Origin of the sequence: Microbacterium sp. Se63.02b (assembly GCF_014171575.1) — a bacterium.
GTDB lineage: Bacteria > Actinomycetota > Actinomycetes > Actinomycetales > Microbacteriaceae > Microbacterium.
The window spans coordinates 697,123-717,949 of the sequence record NZ_CP050453.1; the positions used below are offsets into that span (position 1 = coordinate 697,123).

General features: G+C 63.4%; 23 protein-coding genes and 1 pseudogene. 11 read left to right on the plus strand and 13 right to left on the minus strand.

Going from position 1 to position 20,827, the window contains the following annotated elements:
- Positions 1-33: 33 nt before the first annotated feature.
- Entirely contained in the window at positions 34-711 is a 678-nt protein-coding gene (locus tag G4G29_RS03445; RefSeq protein ID WP_136025420.1) for a hypothetical protein, read from the minus strand.
- A 459-nt stretch (positions 712-1,170) separates the two neighbouring features.
- On the opposite strand from G4G29_RS03445, the gene G4G29_RS03450 reads away from it, so the two are divergent.
- From G4G29_RS03450 to G4G29_RS03480, 7 genes are all read left to right on the plus strand, one after another.
- Positions 1,171-1,776 carry an HAD domain-containing protein gene (locus G4G29_RS03450; protein ID WP_029266251.1) on the plus strand — a complete coding sequence of 202 codons (606 nt, stop codon included), beginning with the start codon at positions 1,171-1,173 and terminating at the stop codon, positions 1,774-1,776.
- Positions 1,777-2,861: 1,085 nt separating this feature from the next.
- On the plus strand, positions 2,862-3,428 hold the full coding sequence (locus G4G29_RS03455) for a TlpA disulfide reductase family protein (RefSeq protein WP_105950738.1): 567 nt from the start codon (positions 2,862-2,864) through the stop codon (positions 3,426-3,428).
- Between the two features lie 16 nt (positions 3,429-3,444).
- Positions 3,445-4,224, plus strand: a complete 780-nt coding sequence (locus tag G4G29_RS03460) for a cytochrome c biogenesis CcdA family protein (RefSeq protein ID WP_029266247.1) — start codon at positions 3,445-3,447, stop codon at positions 4,222-4,224.
- Between the two features lie 267 nt (positions 4,225-4,491).
- Entirely contained in the window at positions 4,492-4,851 is a 360-nt protein-coding gene (locus G4G29_RS03465) for a metalloregulator ArsR/SmtB family transcription factor (RefSeq protein ID WP_081859720.1), read from the plus strand.
- Complete coding sequence (locus tag G4G29_RS03470; protein ID WP_062635479.1) at positions 4,848-6,764, plus strand: cation-translocating P-type ATPase; 1,917 nt, start codon at positions 4,848-4,850, stop codon at positions 6,762-6,764. Before G4G29_RS03465 ends, G4G29_RS03470 begins: the two co-directional genes overlap by 4 nt.
- Positions 6,764-7,372: a cadmium resistance transporter gene (locus tag G4G29_RS03475; RefSeq protein WP_029266243.1), complete on the plus strand. Its 609-nt coding sequence runs from the start codon at positions 6,764-6,766 to the stop codon at positions 7,370-7,372. The genes G4G29_RS03470 and G4G29_RS03475 overlap by 1 nt, the downstream gene beginning before the upstream one ends.
- Positions 7,369-7,836, plus strand: a complete 468-nt coding sequence (locus G4G29_RS03480) for a signal peptidase II (RefSeq protein WP_231868230.1) — start codon at positions 7,369-7,371, stop codon at positions 7,834-7,836. Before G4G29_RS03475 ends, G4G29_RS03480 begins: the two co-directional genes overlap by 4 nt.
- Here the strand turns inward: G4G29_RS03480 and G4G29_RS03485 are convergent.
- The 12 genes from G4G29_RS03485 to G4G29_RS03540 form a co-directional block, all read right to left on the minus strand.
- Positions 7,810-8,175 (minus strand): hypothetical protein, encoded by a 366-nt coding sequence (locus G4G29_RS03485; RefSeq protein WP_183152932.1) that lies wholly within the window; start codon positions 8,173-8,175, stop codon positions 7,810-7,812. The two genes, G4G29_RS03480 and G4G29_RS03485, sit on opposite strands and share 27 nt — an antisense overlap.
- Positions 8,176-8,337: 162 nt before the next feature.
- A complete protein-coding gene (locus G4G29_RS03490; protein WP_051667920.1) occupies positions 8,338-9,000 on the minus strand; it encodes a copper resistance CopC family protein in 663 nt (220 codons plus the stop codon).
- Positions 8,997-10,823 carry a cytochrome c oxidase assembly protein gene (locus G4G29_RS03495; RefSeq protein ID WP_136025419.1) on the minus strand — a complete coding sequence of 609 codons (1,827 nt, stop codon included), beginning with the start codon at positions 10,821-10,823 and terminating at the stop codon, positions 8,997-8,999. Before G4G29_RS03495 ends, G4G29_RS03490 begins: the two co-directional genes overlap by 4 nt.
- A 74-nt stretch (positions 10,824-10,897) precedes the next feature.
- Positions 10,898-11,401 (minus strand): DUF3515 family protein, encoded by a 504-nt coding sequence (locus tag G4G29_RS03500; RefSeq protein ID WP_036331304.1) that lies wholly within the window; start codon positions 11,399-11,401, stop codon positions 10,898-10,900.
- A complete protein-coding gene (gene lnt / locus G4G29_RS03505) occupies positions 11,398-12,921 on the minus strand; it encodes an apolipoprotein N-acyltransferase (RefSeq protein ID WP_051667918.1) in 1,524 nt (507 codons plus the stop codon). The genes G4G29_RS03500 and lnt overlap by 4 nt, the downstream gene beginning before the upstream one ends.
- A gap of 70 nt (positions 12,922-12,991) precedes the next feature.
- Positions 12,992-13,942 (minus strand): cytochrome c oxidase assembly protein, encoded by a 951-nt coding sequence (locus G4G29_RS03510; RefSeq protein ID WP_029266234.1) that lies wholly within the window; start codon positions 13,940-13,942, stop codon positions 12,992-12,994.
- Between the two features lie 25 nt (positions 13,943-13,967).
- A complete protein-coding gene (locus G4G29_RS03515) occupies positions 13,968-14,303 on the minus strand; it encodes a DUF6804 family protein (protein ID WP_029266233.1) in 336 nt (111 codons plus the stop codon).
- Entirely contained in the window at positions 14,300-14,836 is a 537-nt protein-coding gene (locus tag G4G29_RS03520) for a signal peptidase II (RefSeq protein ID WP_029266232.1), read from the minus strand. The genes G4G29_RS03515 and G4G29_RS03520 overlap by 4 nt, the downstream gene beginning before the upstream one ends.
- A complete protein-coding gene (locus G4G29_RS03525) occupies positions 14,829-15,521 on the minus strand; it encodes a copper resistance CopC family protein (protein WP_029266231.1) in 693 nt (230 codons plus the stop codon). The genes G4G29_RS03520 and G4G29_RS03525 overlap by 8 nt, the downstream gene beginning before the upstream one ends.
- Entirely contained in the window at positions 15,514-16,428 is a 915-nt protein-coding gene (locus G4G29_RS03530) for a cation diffusion facilitator family transporter (RefSeq protein WP_029266230.1), read from the minus strand. The genes G4G29_RS03525 and G4G29_RS03530 overlap by 8 nt, the downstream gene beginning before the upstream one ends.
- Before the next feature lie 10 nt (positions 16,429-16,438).
- Positions 16,439-17,428 (minus strand): NAD(P)/FAD-dependent oxidoreductase, encoded by a 990-nt coding sequence (locus tag G4G29_RS03535; protein WP_029266228.1) that lies wholly within the window; start codon positions 17,426-17,428, stop codon positions 16,439-16,441.
- Positions 17,428-18,093: a thioredoxin domain-containing protein gene (locus tag G4G29_RS03540; RefSeq protein ID WP_029266226.1), complete on the minus strand. Its 666-nt coding sequence runs from the start codon at positions 18,091-18,093 to the stop codon at positions 17,428-17,430. The genes G4G29_RS03535 and G4G29_RS03540 overlap by 1 nt, the downstream gene beginning before the upstream one ends.
- 644 nt (positions 18,094-18,737) lie before the next feature.
- Between G4G29_RS03540 and G4G29_RS03545 the strand changes: the two are divergent.
- From G4G29_RS03545 to G4G29_RS03560, 4 genes and pseudogenes are all read left to right on the plus strand, one after another.
- Positions 18,738-19,146 (plus strand): annotated as a pseudogene (locus G4G29_RS03545) (heat-shock protein HtpX).
- 251 nt (positions 19,147-19,397) lie between these two features.
- Complete coding sequence (locus G4G29_RS03550) at positions 19,398-19,835, plus strand: hypothetical protein (protein ID WP_136025417.1); 438 nt, start codon at positions 19,398-19,400, stop codon at positions 19,833-19,835.
- On the plus strand, positions 19,835-20,221 hold the full coding sequence (locus G4G29_RS03555; RefSeq protein ID WP_029266222.1) for a hypothetical protein: 387 nt from the start codon (positions 19,835-19,837) through the stop codon (positions 20,219-20,221). The genes G4G29_RS03550 and G4G29_RS03555 overlap by 1 nt, the downstream gene beginning before the upstream one ends.
- A gap of 120 nt (positions 20,222-20,341) precedes the next feature.
- Entirely contained in the window at positions 20,342-20,677 is a 336-nt protein-coding gene (locus G4G29_RS03560; RefSeq protein ID WP_029266220.1) for a metalloregulator ArsR/SmtB family transcription factor, read from the plus strand.
- Positions 20,678-20,827: the final 150 nt, after the last annotated feature.

Sequence of the window (20,827 nt, forward strand, 5' to 3'; positions counted from 1 at the left end):
TTGGCGCTTACTGTCCGTACGCTGGTAACGGTGTTACTCGCTACTTGCGTTACCCGATTGCTGTCGCATGACAGGGTTCGCAGCCTCTACAACCGAGGCCAGTAGGTCAGCATCGCTTAGTTGCCGCAACGACGCTCGTTCCACAGCTTGCTCCATTGCAGGAACGACGGAGATGAAAGCTGCCGTGTCGATCTCAAACAGCTGTGGCTCCAACAACTCGCCGCCAACCCAGATCATGACTTCGAAGCCGCGGCGAACGACGGGACTCACGAAGACTTGCACGCGTCCTGGCTTCAGCAGGCACCAACGGTCTGAGCCGTCATGGCGCAGACTACGATCCGTGCGGGCAGACCTCCAGCCGCGCGAGCTTAGAATGACGTCGAGCTCATCGTCCACTCCGTGCTCGTACTCGTCATCCGCTGAGTCATAGTCCTCGTCATCAAATCCGCATGCCTCGGGGGCCCTTTGCGGAGAGCCACTGACCAACTCTCCGGCCTCTGGCACGATCGCCGCAAGTGCTTGACTGTGCGCGATATACACAGCAGCGACGAGGTCCGATACGTTCGTTTTCGCGTCTGGAGGAAGACTGTCCCACCGTGCGTGGTCGTCGCCTGTCAGCCGGGCCTGAGTATCGCTAAACCTCTTTGCCGTTTCATCGATGATGCGAACTTGGAAGGGATCCATTTCATCTCGCCATGCGTTCCCTGTCACGAGTGCTCCTTGATCTTTGGGGTTGCCGGCCGGATCAACGCCGCCCGACGGTCTGGATAATCTTCATAACCGTCTCGACGTCGCCTCCGTCTACGAGCCATGCATTCGAGTTTGGCGTGCGACTGCGATGAGGTTCCTCCTGCGGCGTGTGCATGAACTGTGCAGAGATGAGCCATGCAGGGTCATCCGACAAGCGGACGATGGCGTCGACGAGGGCTTGCACGTCTTCGTGTGTCGGTCGTGAACCGTCGCCGTGCCCTCCGTTGGTTCGTGCCATGAGCTGAACGATATGTCATTGCCGCGGACTAAAACCACAAGTTTCGTGGAGTGCGGGATGCATTCCGAAAGGATTTCTACTCATGTATCAATGAGTCCGCCATTTTTGCACGTCGCGACTCTGCGAATTGGCAGCTTTGCCTTTTCTGCGAGTGGTATTAACGCCATGTGAGGGATGGACAAATGGACCAGCCGAGCGTCACGTCGTTGACGCCGAGCGAGCGCACGGTGACGCTGATCGCCTTGGACATCGATGGCGTGCTCAACGGCTTTAAGAACACTCGCGGAGAGCAACTGGCCGTGGCGGAAGTCGGTAGGTGGAAGATCCGCTGGAGGCCGCTGGTGGTCGGAAGGCTTCGAGCGATCCTCGCTCGCTCGGACGTCCAGGGCGCCTGGCTGACTACCTGGCTGGAGCAGCCGTGGTTACTCGACGAGTTCGAGGCTGCGCTCGGTCTCGACGGGCTGATGCCTCATCGCGCAGATCATCCCTCGGTGGATACTCGCGAGGGTAAGACGATCATCGACCAACGCTTTGACCAGAGCATCGCATTCGACTCGAACTCCGAGTGGTGGTGGAAGCGTCGGGCCGCTGAACTGCTTCTTGACCGTGTGCAGCCGGCGCGATTCGCATGGATCGACGATGAAATCGGGAACGTGGGCATCAAGGCCGACCCATGGGGACCGCAACAGAATCATCAGCGCCTGCTCCTGCGGACAAGGTCCTTGCCGGGGCTCCTGCCGCGCGATCTGCAGCGGGTCGAAAGCTGGCTGAATGAGGACGCTCCCTAATAGCGCCTTTGCCGAGGCCAGTAGCCAGTCGTGCCGCTGAGGATGCGGGGCAAAGGTGGCGCTGTCATTCGGGCGGTCAAGGTCTGCTGACTCGCGGGACGTCAGCCGCCCCGAATGCTCGGTCCGGGAGATGTGGTTGGGTGCCGCCGTAGCGCTCGTAAACACGTGCAGCGTATGCCTAACGCTCATTGTGGCCGCGTGCATGTTCCACGCGGCGCGTAGCGACGTCGCGGCCCATCAACCAGGATTCCGCAAAGGGGTGTTGCCCAACGGCTCAGGCGACTGAGCACCGCCGCTGGAGCCTGAATTGAGCTCCGCCCCTGGAACGGTCCGTACGTTTCGCTCTCAACCCCGAAAAATGGGGCTTCGCGCCGATAGTTCGGATAACTGTGAATATCGGCGGTTAGAAACACACCCCTTGAAGTGAGATGGGGCTGAGCACGAGCTTAACTGTCGGAACCGCGTTGAAGTGGCACAACCCCGCTTTGCGTGCCACGCCTGGCATTGCTGACAGCATGTGTCACCCATGCTCGGTGGCCACGCCGTTGTGCGATTCAGCCAAAACTGTTCACTTGTCGTTTCCGTGCGTATTGGGTTCGGCAGAGGGTTGCGGTGGGTTTTCGTCAGCGTGTCGTACGCTGCAGCAGTGCGCCCAGGTGACTGCCGAAGACGATCGTTTTCGGCGGGAGATGGACCCCGGAGCCTAGACCGAGGAATACCCTGAATATTGTTCGCGATGCTGCGCGGGTACTCGCTGCGGGAGCCGCGTGGCTCGGATGGGTATCCCCGGTTCTCGGGACCGTCATGTATATGTGGGGCGGGGCGCCATTCCATACCGGCGCGGTGAGTGAGCTGCGGGCGCGCACGCCCGGGCCTGTCGTCAGGATCGTCGCCTGTGCGACGCGGTCGCAGAGCGCGGCGTCATCGGGTCCGGTCAGTGGTTGTGCCGGGCGTCCTGGGCTTCGGGGTCACGCATAGGAACGCCCCGTAAATTGAAAACTGTGCCACTCGCCCCAACGGTCAATGCAACTCGTCCCGGTGGTTCTTGCCGCAACCGTGCTTCTCTCCGTGCGGTCGGAGCCGCGCTGGCCGCGGTCTTCATCGTCGGCCTGAGCGCCTGCGCGCCCGATCCGGTCAGTGAATCGTTTCTCAGCGGAGAAAACACGGGCTTTGTCTCCGGCGACGGTGCGATCGTAGAGATCCCTGAGGCTGACCGTGGAGACCCTGTCGACTTCGGCGGCATCACAGAGACCGGCGAGAAGCTTGACAGCGCTGACCTTGCAGGCGAGGTTGTGGTCGTTAATTTCTGGTACGCCGGGTGTGCACCCTGCCGTGTCGAGGCGGCCGACTTGGAGAGCGTCTGGCAGGAATACAAAGGGAACGGCGTCTCGTTTGTCGGGATCAACACCCGTGATCAGGCCGATACCGCCGCCGCATTCGCCAACGAGTTCGGTGTCACCTATCCGAGCCTGATCGATGCCGACACGGCGGAGGCCAAGCTCGCCTTCGCCAAAGTCGTTCCGATCGCCGCCACCCCGACCACTCTGGTGCTCGACAAGCAGGGCCGTGTTGCCGCGCGCATTATCGGTCCGATCGAGGGTACCTCAATCCTGTCCACACTCGTCGAGGACGCCCTCGCGGAGTCGTCGTGACGATCTCGGCGACGCTATGAATCCCGAAGCGATCATCGGATCCGGCGCGCTCTGGCTCGCAATCCCTCTCGCCATGCTCGCCGGACTCGTGTCGTTCCTGTCCCCATGCGTGCTCCCTCTCGTCCCGGGCTACCTCGGCTTCCTCGGGGGAACGGCCGCTCCGCGAGGCGCTGCGTCTCGCGGAGCTCGCTCAACAACCGGGGATGCCGGATCGCCGTCGCGAGGACGGCTACTGTTCGGAGTGCTGCTGTTCATCTTCGGGTTCAGCATCGTCTTCGTGTTCATCACGGCACTCAGCGGCACGGTGGGCGTCTTCCTGCTGCAGTGGGGTGACCTGATCACACGGATCCTCGGTGTGATCATCATCATGATGGGGCTCGTGTTCCTCGGCTTCTTCGGCTTCGCCCAACGTGAGCTGCGCTTTCACATCGATTCCAAGTACGGCATTGTCGGTGCCCCGCTCCTGGGCATCGCGCTGGGCATTGGCTGGGCACCCTGCATGGGCCCGACCCTCGCCGCCATCGTGGCGATCTCTTTCAACGCCGGCGATCCCGTGCGTGCCAGCTTCCTCGGGCTCGCGTACTCCCTGGGCCTCGGTATCCCGTTCCTGCTCGTCGCTCTCGGATTCGGATGGGCGACGAAGACAATCGGGTTCCTCCGCCGACACATCCGCGTCGTGAACGCCATCGGCGGGGTGCTGCTCCTCGCGCTGGGCGCCTTGATGGTAAGCGGAATCTGGACCGACATCATGTCCCGGCTGACGGCGGTGATGGGCACCGTCATCCTTCCGCTCTAAGACTGGCGAGGCAGCGGACAGTGAAGCGGTGAGTTCCGAGGAGAGCCTCTCGATGGCCGCCGATGCCTGCAGCCCCGATCGGTTTGGTGCAGACGATGTCAACGGCGGGATCCTGCGGTTGCAGTCATCGGGGATCGACTGGCGACCCACAACGGTCGTGGCGCCACCGAGTAGGGAATGAGATGGAAGCTTGTTCGCGCATCGCCCGCGGGGTGGGGAGTGGGCAGCCCATTAGCGATTGGTCATCCACTGCTGTACAGTCAGTGTGTGCTGACTATTACTTCCCGTATCGACGTGATGAACCGGCTTGGCCGGGCGATGGCAGATCCCACGCGCTCACGGATCTTGATGACTCTGCTCGAAGGACCCAGTTATCCTGCAGTGCTTTCGCGGGACCTGGTCCTTACCCGTTCAAACGTTTCGAACCACCTGACATGCCTACGCGATTGTGGCATCGTGGTCGCCGAGCCTGAAGGTCGCCAGACCCGCTACGAGATCGCCGACCCGCATCTTGCAGCGGCCCTCGTCGCGCTCGTCGATGTGACGCTGGCTGTCGACGCGCATGCGCCGTGCGTGGATTCAGCGTGCATGGTGGCTGGTTGCTGCGCGACGGGAGTGGACGCGTGAGCGCGGCGTGCGGCTGCGAGCACGAGCCCTCTAGTACTGCTGACGAAGAATCCGACGCGGTCGAGCAGCCCTGGTGGCGAGACCGCGGGATCATGGTGCCTGTTTTCTCCGGCATAGCGTTCCTGGTCGGACTGATTCTCGAGTGGTCGGGTCAGGAGATCCCGGCGCTGGTACTGTTCTGGATCGGCCTACTGCTGGGTGCGTCGACGTTCACGCCCGGTGCGATTCGGAAGCTCTTCAAGGGCAAACTCGGCATCGGGCTGCTGATGACAATCAGCGCCATCGGAGCAGTCGTCCTCGGCTACGTGGAGGAGGCCGCGGCCCTGGCGTTCTTGTACTCCATCGCTGAGGCACTCGAGGACAAGGCGATGGACCGCGCCCGCGGCGGGCTGCGTGCACTGCTCAAGCTCGTACCGGAGACAGCGACCGTCTTGCAGGGCGGCACTGCCGTGCACGTCCAGGCGAGAGAGTTGATGGTCGGTCAGGTCATGGTTGTCCGACCGGGCGAGAGGATCGCGACCGACGGGATCGTCCGCTCCGGTCGCTCCAGCCTGGACACATCGGCTATCACTGGCGAATCGATCCCGGTCGAGGTCGAGCCCGGCGATGTGGTCTCGGCCGGCGCGATCAACAGTGTCGGTGCACTGGAGGTCGAGACAACTGCGGCCGGCAGCGACAACTCGCTCACCACGATCGTTGAGCTGGTGGAGAAGGCGCAGACGGAGAAGGGTGAGCGTGCTCGTCTAGCCGACAAGATCGCCCGACCGCTGGTGCCAGGCGTTCTGATCCTCGCGGCGCTCGTCGCGATCATCGGTTCGGTGCTGGGCGATCCTGAGGTGTGGATCACCCGCGCGCTTGTGGTACTCGTTGCGGCGTCTCCGTGTGCGCTCGCGATCTCGGTACCGCTGACGGTCGTCGCCGCGATCGGTGCGGCGAGCAAGTTCGGTGTAATCATCAAGTCCGGTGCTGTTTTCGAGCGCTTCGGTACGGTCCGCCACGTTGCCGTCGACAAGACCGGCACACTCACCCGCAACGAACCGGCAGTCACCGCCGTCCTCACCGCGAACGGCGTGACGGAGGCTCAGGCCCTGGCGTGGGCGGCAGCGTTAGAGCAGCACAGCACGCATCCTCTGGCTGCCGCGATCACCGCAGCGGCCCCGGGTACTCTGGCGGCTGCCGATGTGACCGAGCAGCCCGGGCACGGCATCGACGGCACCGTTGACGGATCGAGAATCACCGTCGGCAGCCCCCGCTGGCTGGACGCCGACGACCTGACGGACCGGGTGGCGGGGCTCGAGGAGCAGGGCATGACCGTCGTGATCGTGCACCGTGACGGGTCCCCGGTCGCCGCGATCGGCGTTCGCGACGAGCTGCGTCCCGAAGTCCCCGACGTGGTCCGGACGCTGACAAGACAGGGCATCGGCGTGACGATGCTCACCGGCGACAACACCCGCACCGCTCGTGCACTGGCTGCGCAGGCCGGCATCACTGACGTGCGAGCCGAGATGCGCCCCGAAGACAAGGCGGCCGCGATCGGTGAGCTGTCGAAGGCAGGGGCGGTCGCGATGATCGGCGACGGCATCAACGACGCTCCGGCCCTCGCTGGCGCGGACATCGGTATCGCGATGGGCGCGACCGGCTCCGACGCGGCGATCGAATCCGCGGACGTCGCGTTCACCGGCCATGATCTCCGCCTCATCCCACGGGCGTTCGATCACGCCCGCCGAGGGCGACGGATCATCAACCAGAACATCATCCTGTCGCTGCTGATCATCACGGCACTGCTCCCGCTCGCACTCTTCGGAGTGCTGGGGCTCGCGGCCGTCGTCCTGGTCCACGAGGTCGCGGAGGTCATCGTGATCCTCAACGGGCTGCGAGCCGCCCGCGCACACACTCCGCGGCTGGAAAGCTGATGCTCGCAACCATCGGATCAGCGATCGGCTTGTTCGCAGCGACCAACATCGACGACATCGTCGTGCTCACCGTGCTGTTCCTCGCCTCAAGCCGGGGGAAGCCCCGGCCCTGGCAGATCGTCGCTGGCCAGTACCTCGGGTTCATCGCCCTCGTCGTGATCAGCGTGATCGCCGCGCTCGGCCTCACGATCGTCCCGGACGAATGGGTCGGTTTCCTCGGCCTGATCCCGCTCGGCATCGGTATCTGGACGCTTGTCGCCGGCCTGCGCCGCAACGGCGATGACGATGACGACGACGCCAAGATCACCGCGGTTGGAATGTGGGGTGTTGCGGGGATCACGATTGCCAATGGGGCGGACAATATCTCTTTGTACACGCCGATCTTCCGCACCACCGCACCCGGCGACGTCGCCGTCATGATCGTCGTGTTCCTCGTTCTCGTCGCCGTCTGGTGCGCCGCTGGACGGCTGATCGGCACCAACAAGGCTGTCACTGAGGGGCTGGAACGCGTCGAGCACTGGCTCGTCCCGGCCGTGTTCATCGGTCTGGGTCTGTTCATCCTGATCGAATCCGGCGTCATCGTTCGTCTGATTGAGGTCCTCGCATGACGTCGCCCGAGGCAGAAGCTCGCCCGTCCGCTCCGCGGAAATTGTCGCCGGCACAGCGCTGGCAACTCACTGGCGGAGCGCTGCTGATCGCCGCGGTTGTTGTTCTGATCGATCAGGGAACGAAAATGTGGGCGGAAGCAAGCCTCACCGAACGCGAGCGCATCCCCCTGATCGGGCGGCCTGGCTGGTTGCAACTTGCTTACAACCCCGGAGCGGCATTCTCCTTCGGGGAGGGCTACACCTGGGTCTTCGCGCTACTCGCCGTCGCCGCCACCATCGCAGCGATCGTATTCGCACTCCGAGTTCAGCGCCCAGGTTGGGCGATCATCGTCGGCGCGCTCGGCGGAGCTGCAGCATCACACGCAGGCGATCGTCTCTTTCGGGGCCTGGATTCGCCCGCGGACATGTCGTGGACTTCCTCGCCTATGGGAACTGGTTCATCGGGAACATCGCCGACATCGTGATCTTCGCAGCGGCGATCGCGGCGCACTCCTAGTCTCGGCGACCTTCTGCGGCAGCGACTGGACCAGCCCTCCGACGCGCGTGACCTCCGCGGCTTTGGCCGCTTCGTTGCTTTTGACTCGTTGGAAATCGTCCCAACCGAGATAGGACGCCGCGTACGGGGCGGACACGCCGGAGGTGATGCCGAAGCTGGCGAGAGCAACGGCGCTGAGGGCGCGATGTCCGAGCGCCCCGCGCCGGCTGATGCGCAGCTTCCAGAAGGAGTCGCGTTCAGCGGGGGTGGGCGCGCACCCGCAGTCCTCGGATGATGCAGCTGCTTCGTTCGCGATGTGGGCGTTCACGCTTTCCCTTCTTTCAGTCGCATGGATAACGTGTTCGCGCGTCCATCGTCTCCTGGGGGGCTGCCGCTTCCGTGGCACCTCGCCACATGTGACTGATTCGCGCTGGGTATGGTCGGCGCGTAACTGCGTCGTCGCTGCGACCCGATGGCCGGGGTCCGTACATCAGTCATGGCGCTGATCCTTCTTTCGGCGCAACTGTCGTGCGACGAGAGCTGTGGCGATGACGCCAACTCCGACCACGCCTACGGCGATGATGAGGGGAATCGCGATGGCTGTGGTTTCGTCCTGGGGTGGGGATGTCGGTGCCGACGACGGCTCTGAGTTTTCCGTTTCACCGCTCGTTGTGGGGGTAGGCGACGGAGTCGACTTACCGGGTTGAGCGCGGGACTCTTCATTTCCGCATGCTGGTTTGTCCCACCCGAATTCGGGGTCCACGCCTGTCGGTGCGTAGGTGAACGTGTAGCTCTCGGAGATGGGGTGCCCATCGCTGGAGACCGCGTTCCAGAGGACGGTGTAGACACCAGGTTTTCCGAGTCTCACCGGAGTGGTGAGGACGTTGCGGTCGATAGTCGAGCACGCGCTCTCGTAGTACAGACCATCGGGGCCTTGGACCTGCGCGAAGCTGGCCTGGCTGAAGTCGATGAGCTCTCCGCTGAAGGTGAGGGCGACGGCGTCGAGCTGTGTCACCGTCTCTTCCGGCGCGGGTACCGCGTCGAGGAGGTTATCGTGCGCCATGGCCGCGGGTGCGGGGGCGACGATGATGCTCAAGGCAATCAGGGTCATGATGCTGCCGGCGAGCCAGGTCGGGCGTCGGGTCGAGGTCACCGCGATGCGTCCTTTCGGGAGGTGTGCGTGGGGAGGGTAACTGAGTTTGTGCGCTGGGGGCGCAGCACCGAGGCTGCGATCAGGGCCGCGAGCAAAGCCGCGATTCCGACGATGATGATTCCTCCGACGCGCTGGTCCTGGAGCGGGGTGGATCCCCAGCTCCGTCCCATGGCGCCGAACCACTCGGCGACGATGAGGTCTGTTCGGGTGATGGTGGCGATGCCGATGAACACCGTCGTCAGAGTCAGAGTGATGAGTGCGGTGAAGGTCCACCGCCGAGATCGCCCGGGAGCGGGCACGGCGCCATTGCGCCGGAAGAGCGAACTGACGAAGAGGCACCCGATAACGAGGAGGTGCGTGATCATCCATTCGCTTCCGAGTTGGTCGTAAAGCGACCATCGGAAGAGGTCCGAGTATGTGATCAGCCACATCGTGGCGGTGAACAGTATGGCGGTGATGATGGGGTTGAGCGCCAGCCGAATTGTTCGGCTGGCGGCAACCCACAGAAGCCATTCGAGAGCTCCGCGGCTGTCGTCGTCCCGAGGATGTATGACGGTGAGTGCGAGCACGAGGGGCGCAGCGGAAACGAGAAGTACCGGTATGACGAGGCCGAGAAGTGCGAAAGAGAGGAAACGCATACTGATCAGAGGTTCGTCGTACACAGCGAGCGGGCCACTGGTGGTCCACACGAGCGCGCCCATCCCGATCACCCAGCCGATGGTGCGCCGCATCGGCCAAGGCTGCCCGAGACGTCTCATGCGCTCCACCCCGGCAAGGTAGAAGAACACCGCGAAACCTCCCACAATCACCCACAGCAGATCAATGCTCCACGCCGTGAACCATCGCTCCGTCGTGAATTCTGGCGGGACTGGGGCGTCGGTGAGGATCTCCGCGGCCGTGGTCTGAGGAATCGTGATCGTGTCCGCGGGTGCGGCTGTTCGGGCAAGGGCCGCGGCGGCGCCGCTTGCGATACCCATGAATGCCAGCTCGACGCACACGAACATCCAGAAGGTGTTGCGGCCCTCGCCCGCTTTTGCGATGAGTCGACCGCGGTAGGCGGCTCCGAGGATGCCCATCACCACCAGCGCGAGGATCTTTGCGAGCAGGATCAGCCCATACGGCGTGACGAGGTCGTCCCATCGTCCGAGGGCAGTGAGCGCCCGGGCATACCCCGATACGGCGACGACGACGAAGGCGATGAGTGCCAACGTCGAGTACCGTCGGAGTATGTCCTCGAGGGTGGACGATGGAAGGCCCGGACGGATCACGATGAGCAATGTGAGCCCGCCGAGCCACACCGCCGCCGAAACGATATGCAGGGTGAGAGACATGACTGCCGCGTCGTGGTTGGCCAGTTCCCCGGAGTGCCCCTGAGTGGACATCGGAATCAGGCTGATGATCGCGAGCATCGTTGTGACGAGCACGGCACCGTAGCCGCGCACCGCGAATGCGAGCACGGTCACGACCGACGCGAAGATGGCGGTGATGAGCCAAGATCTTCCAAGCTCGGTGTCGAGGAGGAAACGGCCCAGTTGTGCGCCGAACTCTGCCTCCAGGCTCACCTTCGGGTTGAACGAGGACAGGAAGGTGAGGAAGGTGACCGTCCCGCTCGCGACGGTAAGAATTGCGGCACCCGCCGAGGCAAGATTGAGCGCGGTGAGGAAGGGCTTCGTGCCGGATGCGAGAGCGAACAGAGCGAACACGAGTGGTCCTACCATTGCAGCGCCAGAGAGGTTGACGAGTAGTTTCGCGACCGGGAGGCCCCAGCGAACCACCGCGCCGGGGTCGCTGGTCAGCCTCGGTGCAGCTCCTCCGCCGATCACCAGCCCGATGACGACGGCGACGATTGCAGAGACGACGAAAATCGTCAGCCCGGCGACGCGGAGAATAGGAGGCGTCACGGTGTCGCTCCCTCCGTCGAAGAGGTTTCTTCGTCAGGGTCTTTCGTGATCGGTTCTGTGCACGCATCGTTCTTCGGAAGCTGCTGAATCGCTCCGGCAAGTGCTTGGAGAACGGCGTCGGCCGACAACGTCGTCGTGTCCACATACACTTGCGCTGCGGGCTCCCGCCCGTAGGTCGTCAACCGTAGATTTGGTGTCTCCGCTTCGTCCACGATCCAATCGACGCCCCCCAAACTCACACATTGCAGCGTGGTGGGAGCCGGTGAGTCCAGCCCGCAGGTGAGCAGCACGCTGGTGGGACTTCCCCATGCGCCAGTGGCTTGCGCGTCCGTCCACACCCGCGCCTGATCACCGATAGAGTCGGGTAGCCGGGCCGTGACCTCCGCGCACAACGGATCGTTCGCTTTCGGAGCCGCCTCGAGATGCACGGTGGGAGCGCACCCGCTGAGCAGAAGCAGCGCGCCGAACGCCGCACCAAGCGAGAGCGATTTTGTCTTCACAGCGTGTTCCCTTCGTGAAAACGGAAATCCTCGCCCGCTCGCTGCTGACGAGTAGCGGTGGTGACGAGCAGCATCAATACGGTTCCCATGCTCAACGCCCACCCGATCCACGGCATAAGAACCACCGCTGGCGTGGTCCCGGTATAGAGGGGCACTTCGGTGACGTTTGCGCCTTGCGTGTTCACCGCGAGCTCTGCAAGTGGGGTCCCATCAGGGCGGATGACCTGGCTCGTGCCGGTCGTCGACACGTTCACGATGCTTCTTCCGGTTTCGATGGCGCGCATACGCGCAATAGCGAGCTGCTGGAGGTTCTCATCTGTGCCTCTGAAGTCGGCGTTGTTCGTCTGGAACACGTACAGTTGTGCGCCCTTCGCCGCGCTGTCCTCAATGACGTTGTCGTAGATGACGTCGAAACAGATCGCCAGACCGACGGGAACACCGCCGACGTTCACGAGGGGCGTGTTTGAGCCAGGCGTGTACTCGCGCTGAATGAGTCCGATGAGGTCAGGAGCGATGGCCTCGTAGAACCAACGGTCCGGGACGTATTCGCCGAAAGGCACGGGGTTGGCTTTGTCGTGGATCTGCTGCGGTCCGGCGCTCGTCCACAGGATCGACGTATTGAAAGTATCGTCGCCGCGCACGGTCGCCGCATTCACCAACACCGGAGCGCCGGCGTCTGCTACGAGTCGGTCAAGCCGGTCGGTGACGTCTGCATCCTGGAAAGGATCCGCGTCGACTGCGCCTTCTGGCCAGACGAGAAGATCCATCCCCCGACCGAGGAGAGGAGCTGTCGCCCCTTCCTGAGCCCGCATGATGTCGCCGGGTGCTTTGGTGTCGAAGTAGCCGCTTGGTCCGTTTCCTTGCACCCATCCGACACGTATGGCACCTGCCTGCGTAGTGGGGAACAGGGGGGCGAGCGCGGTGGCAGTGAGAGCGAGAACTGCGACTGCTCCCGGTCGCCGTCGTCGATGAGCGAGTGCGTCCAAGCTGCTCGCGCAGATGAGGACCGTCAGGAAGGAGAGCCCGGTAGTTCCCACCCAGGAGGCGGCTTCCGCGAACGGGCTTTGAGTAAGGGTGAATCCGATCCGCGCCCAGGGGAACCCCGTGTAAGGGAAAGTTCCCATCACGGTTTCGCGCAGCACCCACACGCCTGCGATGAGCGCAGGCGTGATCATGGAATATCCGCACCGCGAGCGGCTGGTCATCACCCTATATGCGAGCGCAATCAGCATCCCACCGGCACCAAAGAGCAGCGATTCCAGTCCGGCCAACGCCACCCAGGGGATGGGGCCGAGAAATCGTGAGACCCAGACGAGGTGGGTGAAATAGAACGCGGCCCCGTAGACGAGGGCAACCAAGAACGCCGCGGGTAGCGAACGCCCGCGCAGTGTCCACAGGCCGATCGTCACACTCGCAAAGGCCACGGGCCACCAGCCGAGCTCCGGGTACGCAAGATCCAGCGCGGCGCCGGCGATAGCGGACGCGACTATCGCAACGGGCAACGGTACTGCCGTCGACATGGTGCGTGGATCGAACCCGATGTGACGACTACACCTCCTGCGGGAGGCGATTGGGCGCCTCACGACTGCATCAACGTTGAGGGTCATCAGAGTTCAGTTTGCTGAGGTAGGAGTTATACGCGTCGAGCTCTGAGTTCCCATGCAGATCGACGTACCGGTCTGCAGCAGCAGCAGCGGCCGTGTCGCTGCGGAACCAGCGGTGCATCACGTACACCAGCATCAGCACCGTGGGCGCTTCGCCATACGACCAAGCCAGCGCGCCGGCAAGCTGTTGATCTTCGAGGGGGTCGACGCCCAGGGCCTCCGTGGGTGCGACGAACGAACCGACCAGGATCGTGCTGGCCATCATGAGAAACACTCCGAAAAACGCGTGGAGTGCGGCTTCGGCGAACACATCGAGTGCCCGCGCTCCGTGACCCAACCTCACCGGGAGTGGATCCGAAGACAGGATCGGAATGGTGAACAGCACGCCGGCGAGGAGGAACGCCAACTCGAGCATGACGTGGCCGGCAGGCAGGGCGAGGATGACGTCCGCCGAGCCCGCGAGGTAGAGGCCGTAGAAGGCGAACAGGTAGAGGGGAACCGTGCACCACGGGCTGAGCAACCACCTGGCGGCGCGACTCCGAAGACCGGTATGCGCTGCCGTGAGGATCATCCGGCCGGCTCCACGGTGCGGTGTCGCTCGGAGGAGAAGAGTGCCCGGCGAGCCCAGAACCAGCAACGGCGGCACCGTCATCATCAGGGTCAGCTGCTGGAACATGAACACAGAGACAAGGACTTCTCCGTACGCCTCTACCCCAAGGCCAGTGACTGCCGCCAGGAGAACACATCCGAGAAGAAAGCTGACGGTCCGCCAGACGGACCAGCGCCGACCATGCATCCATAGGCGGACCGCTCCGACGAGATAGAGGGCCGCAAGGACTCCGGCGATGACGGGCAACACAGGAATGGTCAGATCCGCCGGCGCGAGCAAGGACTGCAGCGTTGGCGGAGTGTCGGGGATCGCGCCGCTCACAAGCATGGTGTTGACGCGAGGTTCCCGCAGATCATTTCCGGATCACCTTGATCGTCGCCCCCGCCGCCAGGAAGACCACAGCGGCGACGGGCTGAGCTATCTCCCACACGACACCGGAGAAGGGGAAGGGCATCACCGGATTCCAGAGCACAGCCACCGCGACGAAGATCGGTACCCACCACCAATGACGGGCCTGCACGGCGAACCATGCGATGATCAGCCCGAAAATCGACGCAACAAACAGGACGAGTGGCGCCCAGCCCGCCTGGACGAGCAAAGGCGCGAGAAACAGGATGGCGGCAGCGACGAGGCTGGGGGCGAGAGCATTGCGCTGATAGGTGGAGGGAACACGTTGTTTGGGGCTCATGGGCGGGCCATCTCTTCGGCTGGTGCGGGATCTGTGGATTCGGGGCGAGAAGGCGAGGAGTGTCGGCGACTGGCGCGCAGACCCGCGATCACAAGGAACACGGCGCCGATACCCAGGGCGACATCGGCCAGATTTCCGATGAAGAGGTTTCCGTAGGCGAGGAAGTCGGTGACGTGTCCGATTCCGAACGACGGGGGAGAGAAGAGGCGATCGATGAGGTTGCCGATCGCGCCTCCCACGATGAAACCGAAGCCGACTGCTGACCATGCGTTTTGGGTTCGCGTAGCGGCTCCCACGAGCAGAGTGGTCGCGATGACGCCGACGACAGTGATGACCCAGGTCGCATCTTCGCCCAACGAGAAGATCGCCCCCGGGTTGAACGCCAATTGAAGACCGAGCCAATCGCCGACCAGGGGTATGCGCTGATCCTGGCTCAATGAGCTCAGAGCGAGGGCCTTGGTTCCCTGATCGACCAAAGTGACGATCGCGGCGATGATCAACACCACGGCGAACCTTCGTGCCCGGTCACGCATCGTGACCCCCCTCCCCAGCCGCCGTATCTCTAGAAGCCTGGGCACGGTCTTGCTGGTGGCGCCGGCGTCCGGCCAGAATCACTCCGACGACGCCGAACCCGAGAATCACTGCCAGGCCGCCGACGAAGAACACGGGCAGCATCTCGGACTCTGCTCCGCCTGATGGTGTGCCACCGTATGTCTGCCTGGCAGGAGCGGGCTCTGGCTCCTCCGTAGTGTTGTCGGATTCTTCCGGGCTGGGACTGGGATTGGGGCTCGGCGTTGCGGGTGGCGCGGTTTTCGTACTCGGTCCGGGCTGTCCGACGGTGTACGAGAACTGCCCGCTGATCGGATGCCCGTCCCCAGAGACTGTCTTCCAGCGCACTGTGAACAGACCATCGGCGGCTTCCGGGGAGAGATGCTGAGTGATCGATTGACCGCTCACCGTCGGCGAATCGACAGCAACGTCTTCTCCGCCTTCATCAAGGACCTCGATGATCGTCGTGCCGGCCTCGTTGTTGAGGGTTCCCGTGAACATCAGTGAGATCTCATCAGGCGAGCCGCTGATGGTCGAGTCGGCAACGGGGTACGACGAGTCGAAGTTGTCGTCAGCGACAGCGACCGTCGGGGTGGCGACGACGACTGCTCCTGACAACAGCACGGCGGATAAGACAATGGCGGTGCGTCTGGGGAGGTTCTTATGCATGGGTGTCGTGCTCTCCGGGATGCGATTCGGGTTCGATCTGGAAAGTGGAGTGCTCGATGCTGACGGCGAAGTGCTCGCTGACGCACTCCTGAAGAGTTGTCAGCAACGCCGCGGAGGTCTCCATGGTGACGGTGTCGTCGACCACGACGTGGGCACTGAGGGTGGGGAGGTCCGTTGAGACCTGAGTCGCGTGCAGATCATGCACCGCGACCACGTGCGGAAGGGCAAGGATGTGGCGGCGGACATCGTCCAGATCGAGACCCGGGGGTGTCGATTCCAACAGCACACGTCCGGATGCTCGCAACAGGATGAGCGTGCGAGGGATGATGAGCAGGGCGATCAAGATACCGGCGACGGCATCGGCCTGATACCAGCCGAAAGCGGCGATGAGGATCGCGCTGGCGATCACGCCTACGGAGCCGAGGGCGTCGTTGACGACCTCGAGGAATGCGGCGCGCATGTTGAGATTGCGTCCGCGGCCGCTGAACAGGACGAGCATGGATGCGATGTTGGCGACCAGGCCGACGATACCGAAGAACAGCAGGCTTCCTGACGCGATCTCTGGGGGTTCGAAGAGCCGCCGTATACCTTCGACGAGCGCGAAGATGCCGACCCCGAGGAGCAGCGCTGCTTGGGCGAGTGCTCCGAGAACCTCGGTCCTTTGCAGGCCAAAGGTGTACTTGGGGGTGGGAGGGCGATTCATGAGATGCGCCGCGGTGACGGCCATAGCCAACCCGGTGACATCGGTGAGCATGTGCGCCGCATCGACGAGTAGTGCGAGGCTGCCGGTGATGATCGCCCCGATCACCTCGATGACGAAGACCGAGGAGGTGATCGCGAAAGCGATGATCAGACGATTGCGGGGAGTGGCGTCACCCACTCCGTGCGAGTGCCCTGCTTCTGTCATGGTGATCCTTTCAGGGGCGGTCGATGATGTTGGGGGCGACGATGGCAGCATCACTCCATGCCCCCGGAATCGTGTCTGCGCCGGTTCGGGAGTACTTCGGGATGCCGACCGTGAACAGTCCGGGAATATGCGTGTTGGCTTGTGTCCGAGCACCGGTGGGTTCCGGGGCGGGTAGCCACTTGTCGCCGGGTTCGTAGCCGGTAGCGAGGATCATGGAGTGCGGCTGCATCGTCGACTCATCGGCAAATGTCACGACGGCTCCGTCGGCCTCCACGACGGGGGGCGCGTGGCTCACGCCGGCCAGAGCGGTGGGCGCGGGGCCGGAACGAATCGAGTGGTTGCGGCGCAGCCTCGGCCAGATGGACCATCGCGCTGACGGCCGCGGTCGTTCTGTTCGGGTGGATAGAGTGACATCTCGCGAGTGAGCGAGTTCTTCGGCGATCTGTACGCCGCTGAACCCTCCGCCGACCACCAACACGGTCCCCGAAGGGATCTGGCCCGGGTGTAGGTACTGACTGGAATGTAGAACCGTTCCGGGTGCCGACAGATTCTGGCGCCAGGTAGGGACTCGGGGCACTGCCGCAGATCCTGTGGCACAGACAACGTTTCGCGTTTGCACGTCCCCGATGGACGTCGAAAGGTGCAACGTGGATCCGTCTCCGCGGCGTTCCACCTCGAGAGCGCGAACGCCCCAGAGAGGTTTCACGCCGAGCGTCTTCTCTACAGAAGCCAGGTAGTCGCTCATCTCGCGACCGCCTGGATGACGGCGATTGTCCCCGGGAAAGGGGAACCCGGGGAGAGTGCTGTTGCGAGCATCGCTGAGAAGCCTCATCGAGTGCCAACGGGTTGCCCAGCTTCGTTGACCGGTCGGCGCGGAATCGATGATGACGAAGTCTTTCTGTGCCTCCAGCCCATAGGACGACAGCGCGGACGCCATCGCCAATCCAGATTGGCCGGCCCCGACGATAATCGCTCGGCGATGCGATAACGAACGCACCATCACTGCGTCCCGTTCACCGCAGCTTCGATGCCGTCCTCGAGGTCCGTCCACTTCTCCAATACGACCTGCTCCCCGTCGATGAAGAACGTCGGAGTGCTGCTGACGCCGAGTCGCTCGCCCTCATCAACGTCGAACTCCACTCGTTGTGCGGTCGCCGGATCCGCGACCGCTTCATCGAAAGCAGCCATATCCAACCCGAGCTCCACAGCGAAACCCCGGAACAGGTTCGCACGCGACTCCTGAGCCTCACCCCACTGGGCCTGTGTTTGGAACAAGCGGTGGTACATGTCTTCCAGCCGTCCCTGCTGGGCCGCCGCTTCTGCCGCGATCGCAGCGTTCTTCGAGTTGAAGTGGCCAGGCAACGGGAAATACCGGATGACGTAGGTGATCTCCCCATCAAACTTCTCACGAAGGTCCTCGACCAGCGGGTAGAAGGCGCCACACGCCTCGCACTCAAAATCGAGGAACTCGACCACGGTGACCGCTGCGTCGCCGCCATCGTCGAGCACATGTGAATTCTCTCGCACCACCTGAGGGCCGTCGTTGCCTTCTGTCTCGGGCGCGGAGGCCCGATTCTCACTGAGAAGGACGTACACCAGCGCGACGACAAGGAGGACAACGACGAGACCCACCGTGACGAGGATCGCCTTTTGAGACGCTTTCATTTCTCTCCAACCACAACACAGCACAACGAACGTGAACCCCACCGAATGTGAAGCGCCATCGTGAGATGGCTGATCGATGTCAGGTGCGCGACAGAGAGAGTTGCGTGAGGGAAAGAGTTCGTGCAAACGGGCGGTCGGGTGCGGCCCTCATCTCGGGCATGCGCGGAAGTCGCTCGCGATTTCCGTTCGGCACGCGATTTACGAAGGCTCGAGCGACGATGAGGATCAGGAAGGAGCAGACGAGGCCAAACACGCACCCTGTAAGGCCGATCAGTGCGTTCGCGGAGGCGCCGTCTATCAGGAGCCGTTCCGATGAGGCGCCACCAGAACCATGCGTCGACGAGCCAACCGCACCATAGCTCGTAAGCTCGGTTTCCATCGATGCAGTCGAGGTAGCAGTGAGATATGGAGAGGCGTCCGCGTCGCGATGACCACCGGACCATGCTCCGACAATCAAGAGCAGGGCCAACCCAAGGCCTGTAATGATCTTCGTTATCAGGAGCTTGTCAACAGACGCCGCCTGGTTACGAGACCGGCCAGACGTGATCATTTCACGAGGATGTTACCAGCCTCGACAATCAAACCGTACGGGTACGCACCCTCGTGGACGAGGCCTCCTGGACTAGTACCTACTAGGGCCCTCCATGACTGACACCACCACCAAGCGCTCCGTCCTCTTCGTCGGTGTCCACAACGCCGGACGCTCGCAGATGGCGGCCGGATGTCTCCGCGACATCGCAGGCGACCGCGTCGAGGTCCGCTCGGCGGGATCCATGCCCGCCGAGCGGTCCAACCCGACTGCTGACGAGGCGATGGGCGTGCTCGGAATCGACAGCACAGCCGAGCAGCCCAAAAGTGCTGACAACCGAAGCCGTGCAGGCGTCTGACGTCGTCATCAGTATGGGATGCGGCGAGGCCTGTCCGTTCTTTCTTGGCAAGCGCTACGAGGACTGGAAGCTGGACGACCCAGCGCGCCAGGGTATCGACGCCGTCCGTTCGAACTGCGACGACATCCGCGCACGCATCGAACAACTCGAGAGTGAACTCACCTGATCTCGTGGGCGGGATGGCAATCCGGTGGTGCATCGTCAGGAATGTGTCACCGCAAAGCGCGTAGAGAATCCGACGCCGTCCCCGTCCGAGTGACATCTAGCGTCATCTCACCGCGCTTCCGACATTATCGCGGCCGATGCACTCGTTCTCAGTGGGGTGTCCGACTGAACGGACATCCGGACGGGTGCAGCGGGGGGCTCCAGCGCACAAGACGCAGAACCTCTGATGTTTATCTGATGTACTCTGGTCTCATGAGCACCGCGACTTTCACCGATCTCCTCCGTAAGCCGAAGGATGTCCTTGCCCACATCGACGAGGGCCAGGTGCGTATCACTCGTCGGGATGGCGATGACCTGGTGATCCTTCGTGGCCACGACCTCGACACGCTCGAGCTTGGCGTGAAGCTCTCCAGTGAACTGCTCCGCGCTATCGGGCGGAACAGGGGCGATGTCGGCGCTGCGCTGCGGGAGCTCTTCGCGTGGACGAGTGAGTTCGATGAGGGCGAGCTGGCCACTTACGCGAGCGAAATTGAGCGGCTGGTTTACTCCGCCAGCGAGTTGGGCACGTTTGAACGCCTGCTGCGTGCTCAGCACGAGTGGCGGGAGACTGCTGCGGCTTACGCCATGGGTGCGCGGCCGGCTAAGCCGATCGATCTGACGGAGACGTCTGCGCGGGTCGAGCGCCCGTAATGGCGGGAAGGCGGGGATCGTCGGTTCCGCGACCGACAAGGGTCAGCGAGTACGAGATCGTCTTCGGCGACGTCGCGGCGGAGCGCGGGTGGCGCGACCTTCGCGCGACCGCGAAGAACGCCCTCGCGGATGCCTGGGACTACCTGACCGCTCACCCGACGCGGTTCGACAGCTCGCGCTGCTACCAGCTGAAGGGCAACCTATCTACAGCGGTGGTGGGCGGGAGGACCCTGCCCGTCTGGCAGTACAAGGTCACGGACGGCGCGAGGCTTCGCTACGCGGTCGACGCTCCCCAGCCGAAGGGCAAGAAGCCGGGACGGGTGATACTCATCGAGGCATCCCCGTCGCATCCGAACGACACGGACTCGTCGAAGAACTTCCGGTAGGCGCGATCCTGAGTGAAGCTCGGCACGTTCCAGGAGGTGGTGGACAAGGCGCCACGCCTCGATGCAGTGTCCAGTGGAGTCGCCATCGCTATAGTTCAGTGTCCCGTGTATAGTCATCGTGTGCTGACTATTGCTTCTCGTCTTGATGTGATGAACCGGCTGGGTCGGGCGATGGCCGACCCGACGCGTTCGAGGATCCTGCTGTCGCTGCTGGATGCCCCGGGTTATCCGGCCGAGCTCGCCCGTGATCTTGAACTGAGCCGCACGAACGTGTCGAACCATCTCACCTGTCTTCGGGGCTGTGGACTGGTGATCGCGACGCCGGAGGGTCGTCGCACGCGGTACGAGATCGCAGATCCGCACCTGACGGTGGGCCTGCGGCATCTTCTCGACGCGGTTGTGGCGGTCGATGAAGGCGTGCCGTGCGTTGACGAGAAGTGCGAGTGCTGCGCATGAGCGCGGAGTGCTGCGGCGACGACGAGCCGCGGAAGACAGGCACCATCCACCGCGTCGAGTTGTCGCTACCGCAGGGGGAGACGGCTGCTGCGGCCCAGAGGTCGTGCAGGCGGCGGCGGGCGTATCTGCTCATGATGACGGCGATGCGTG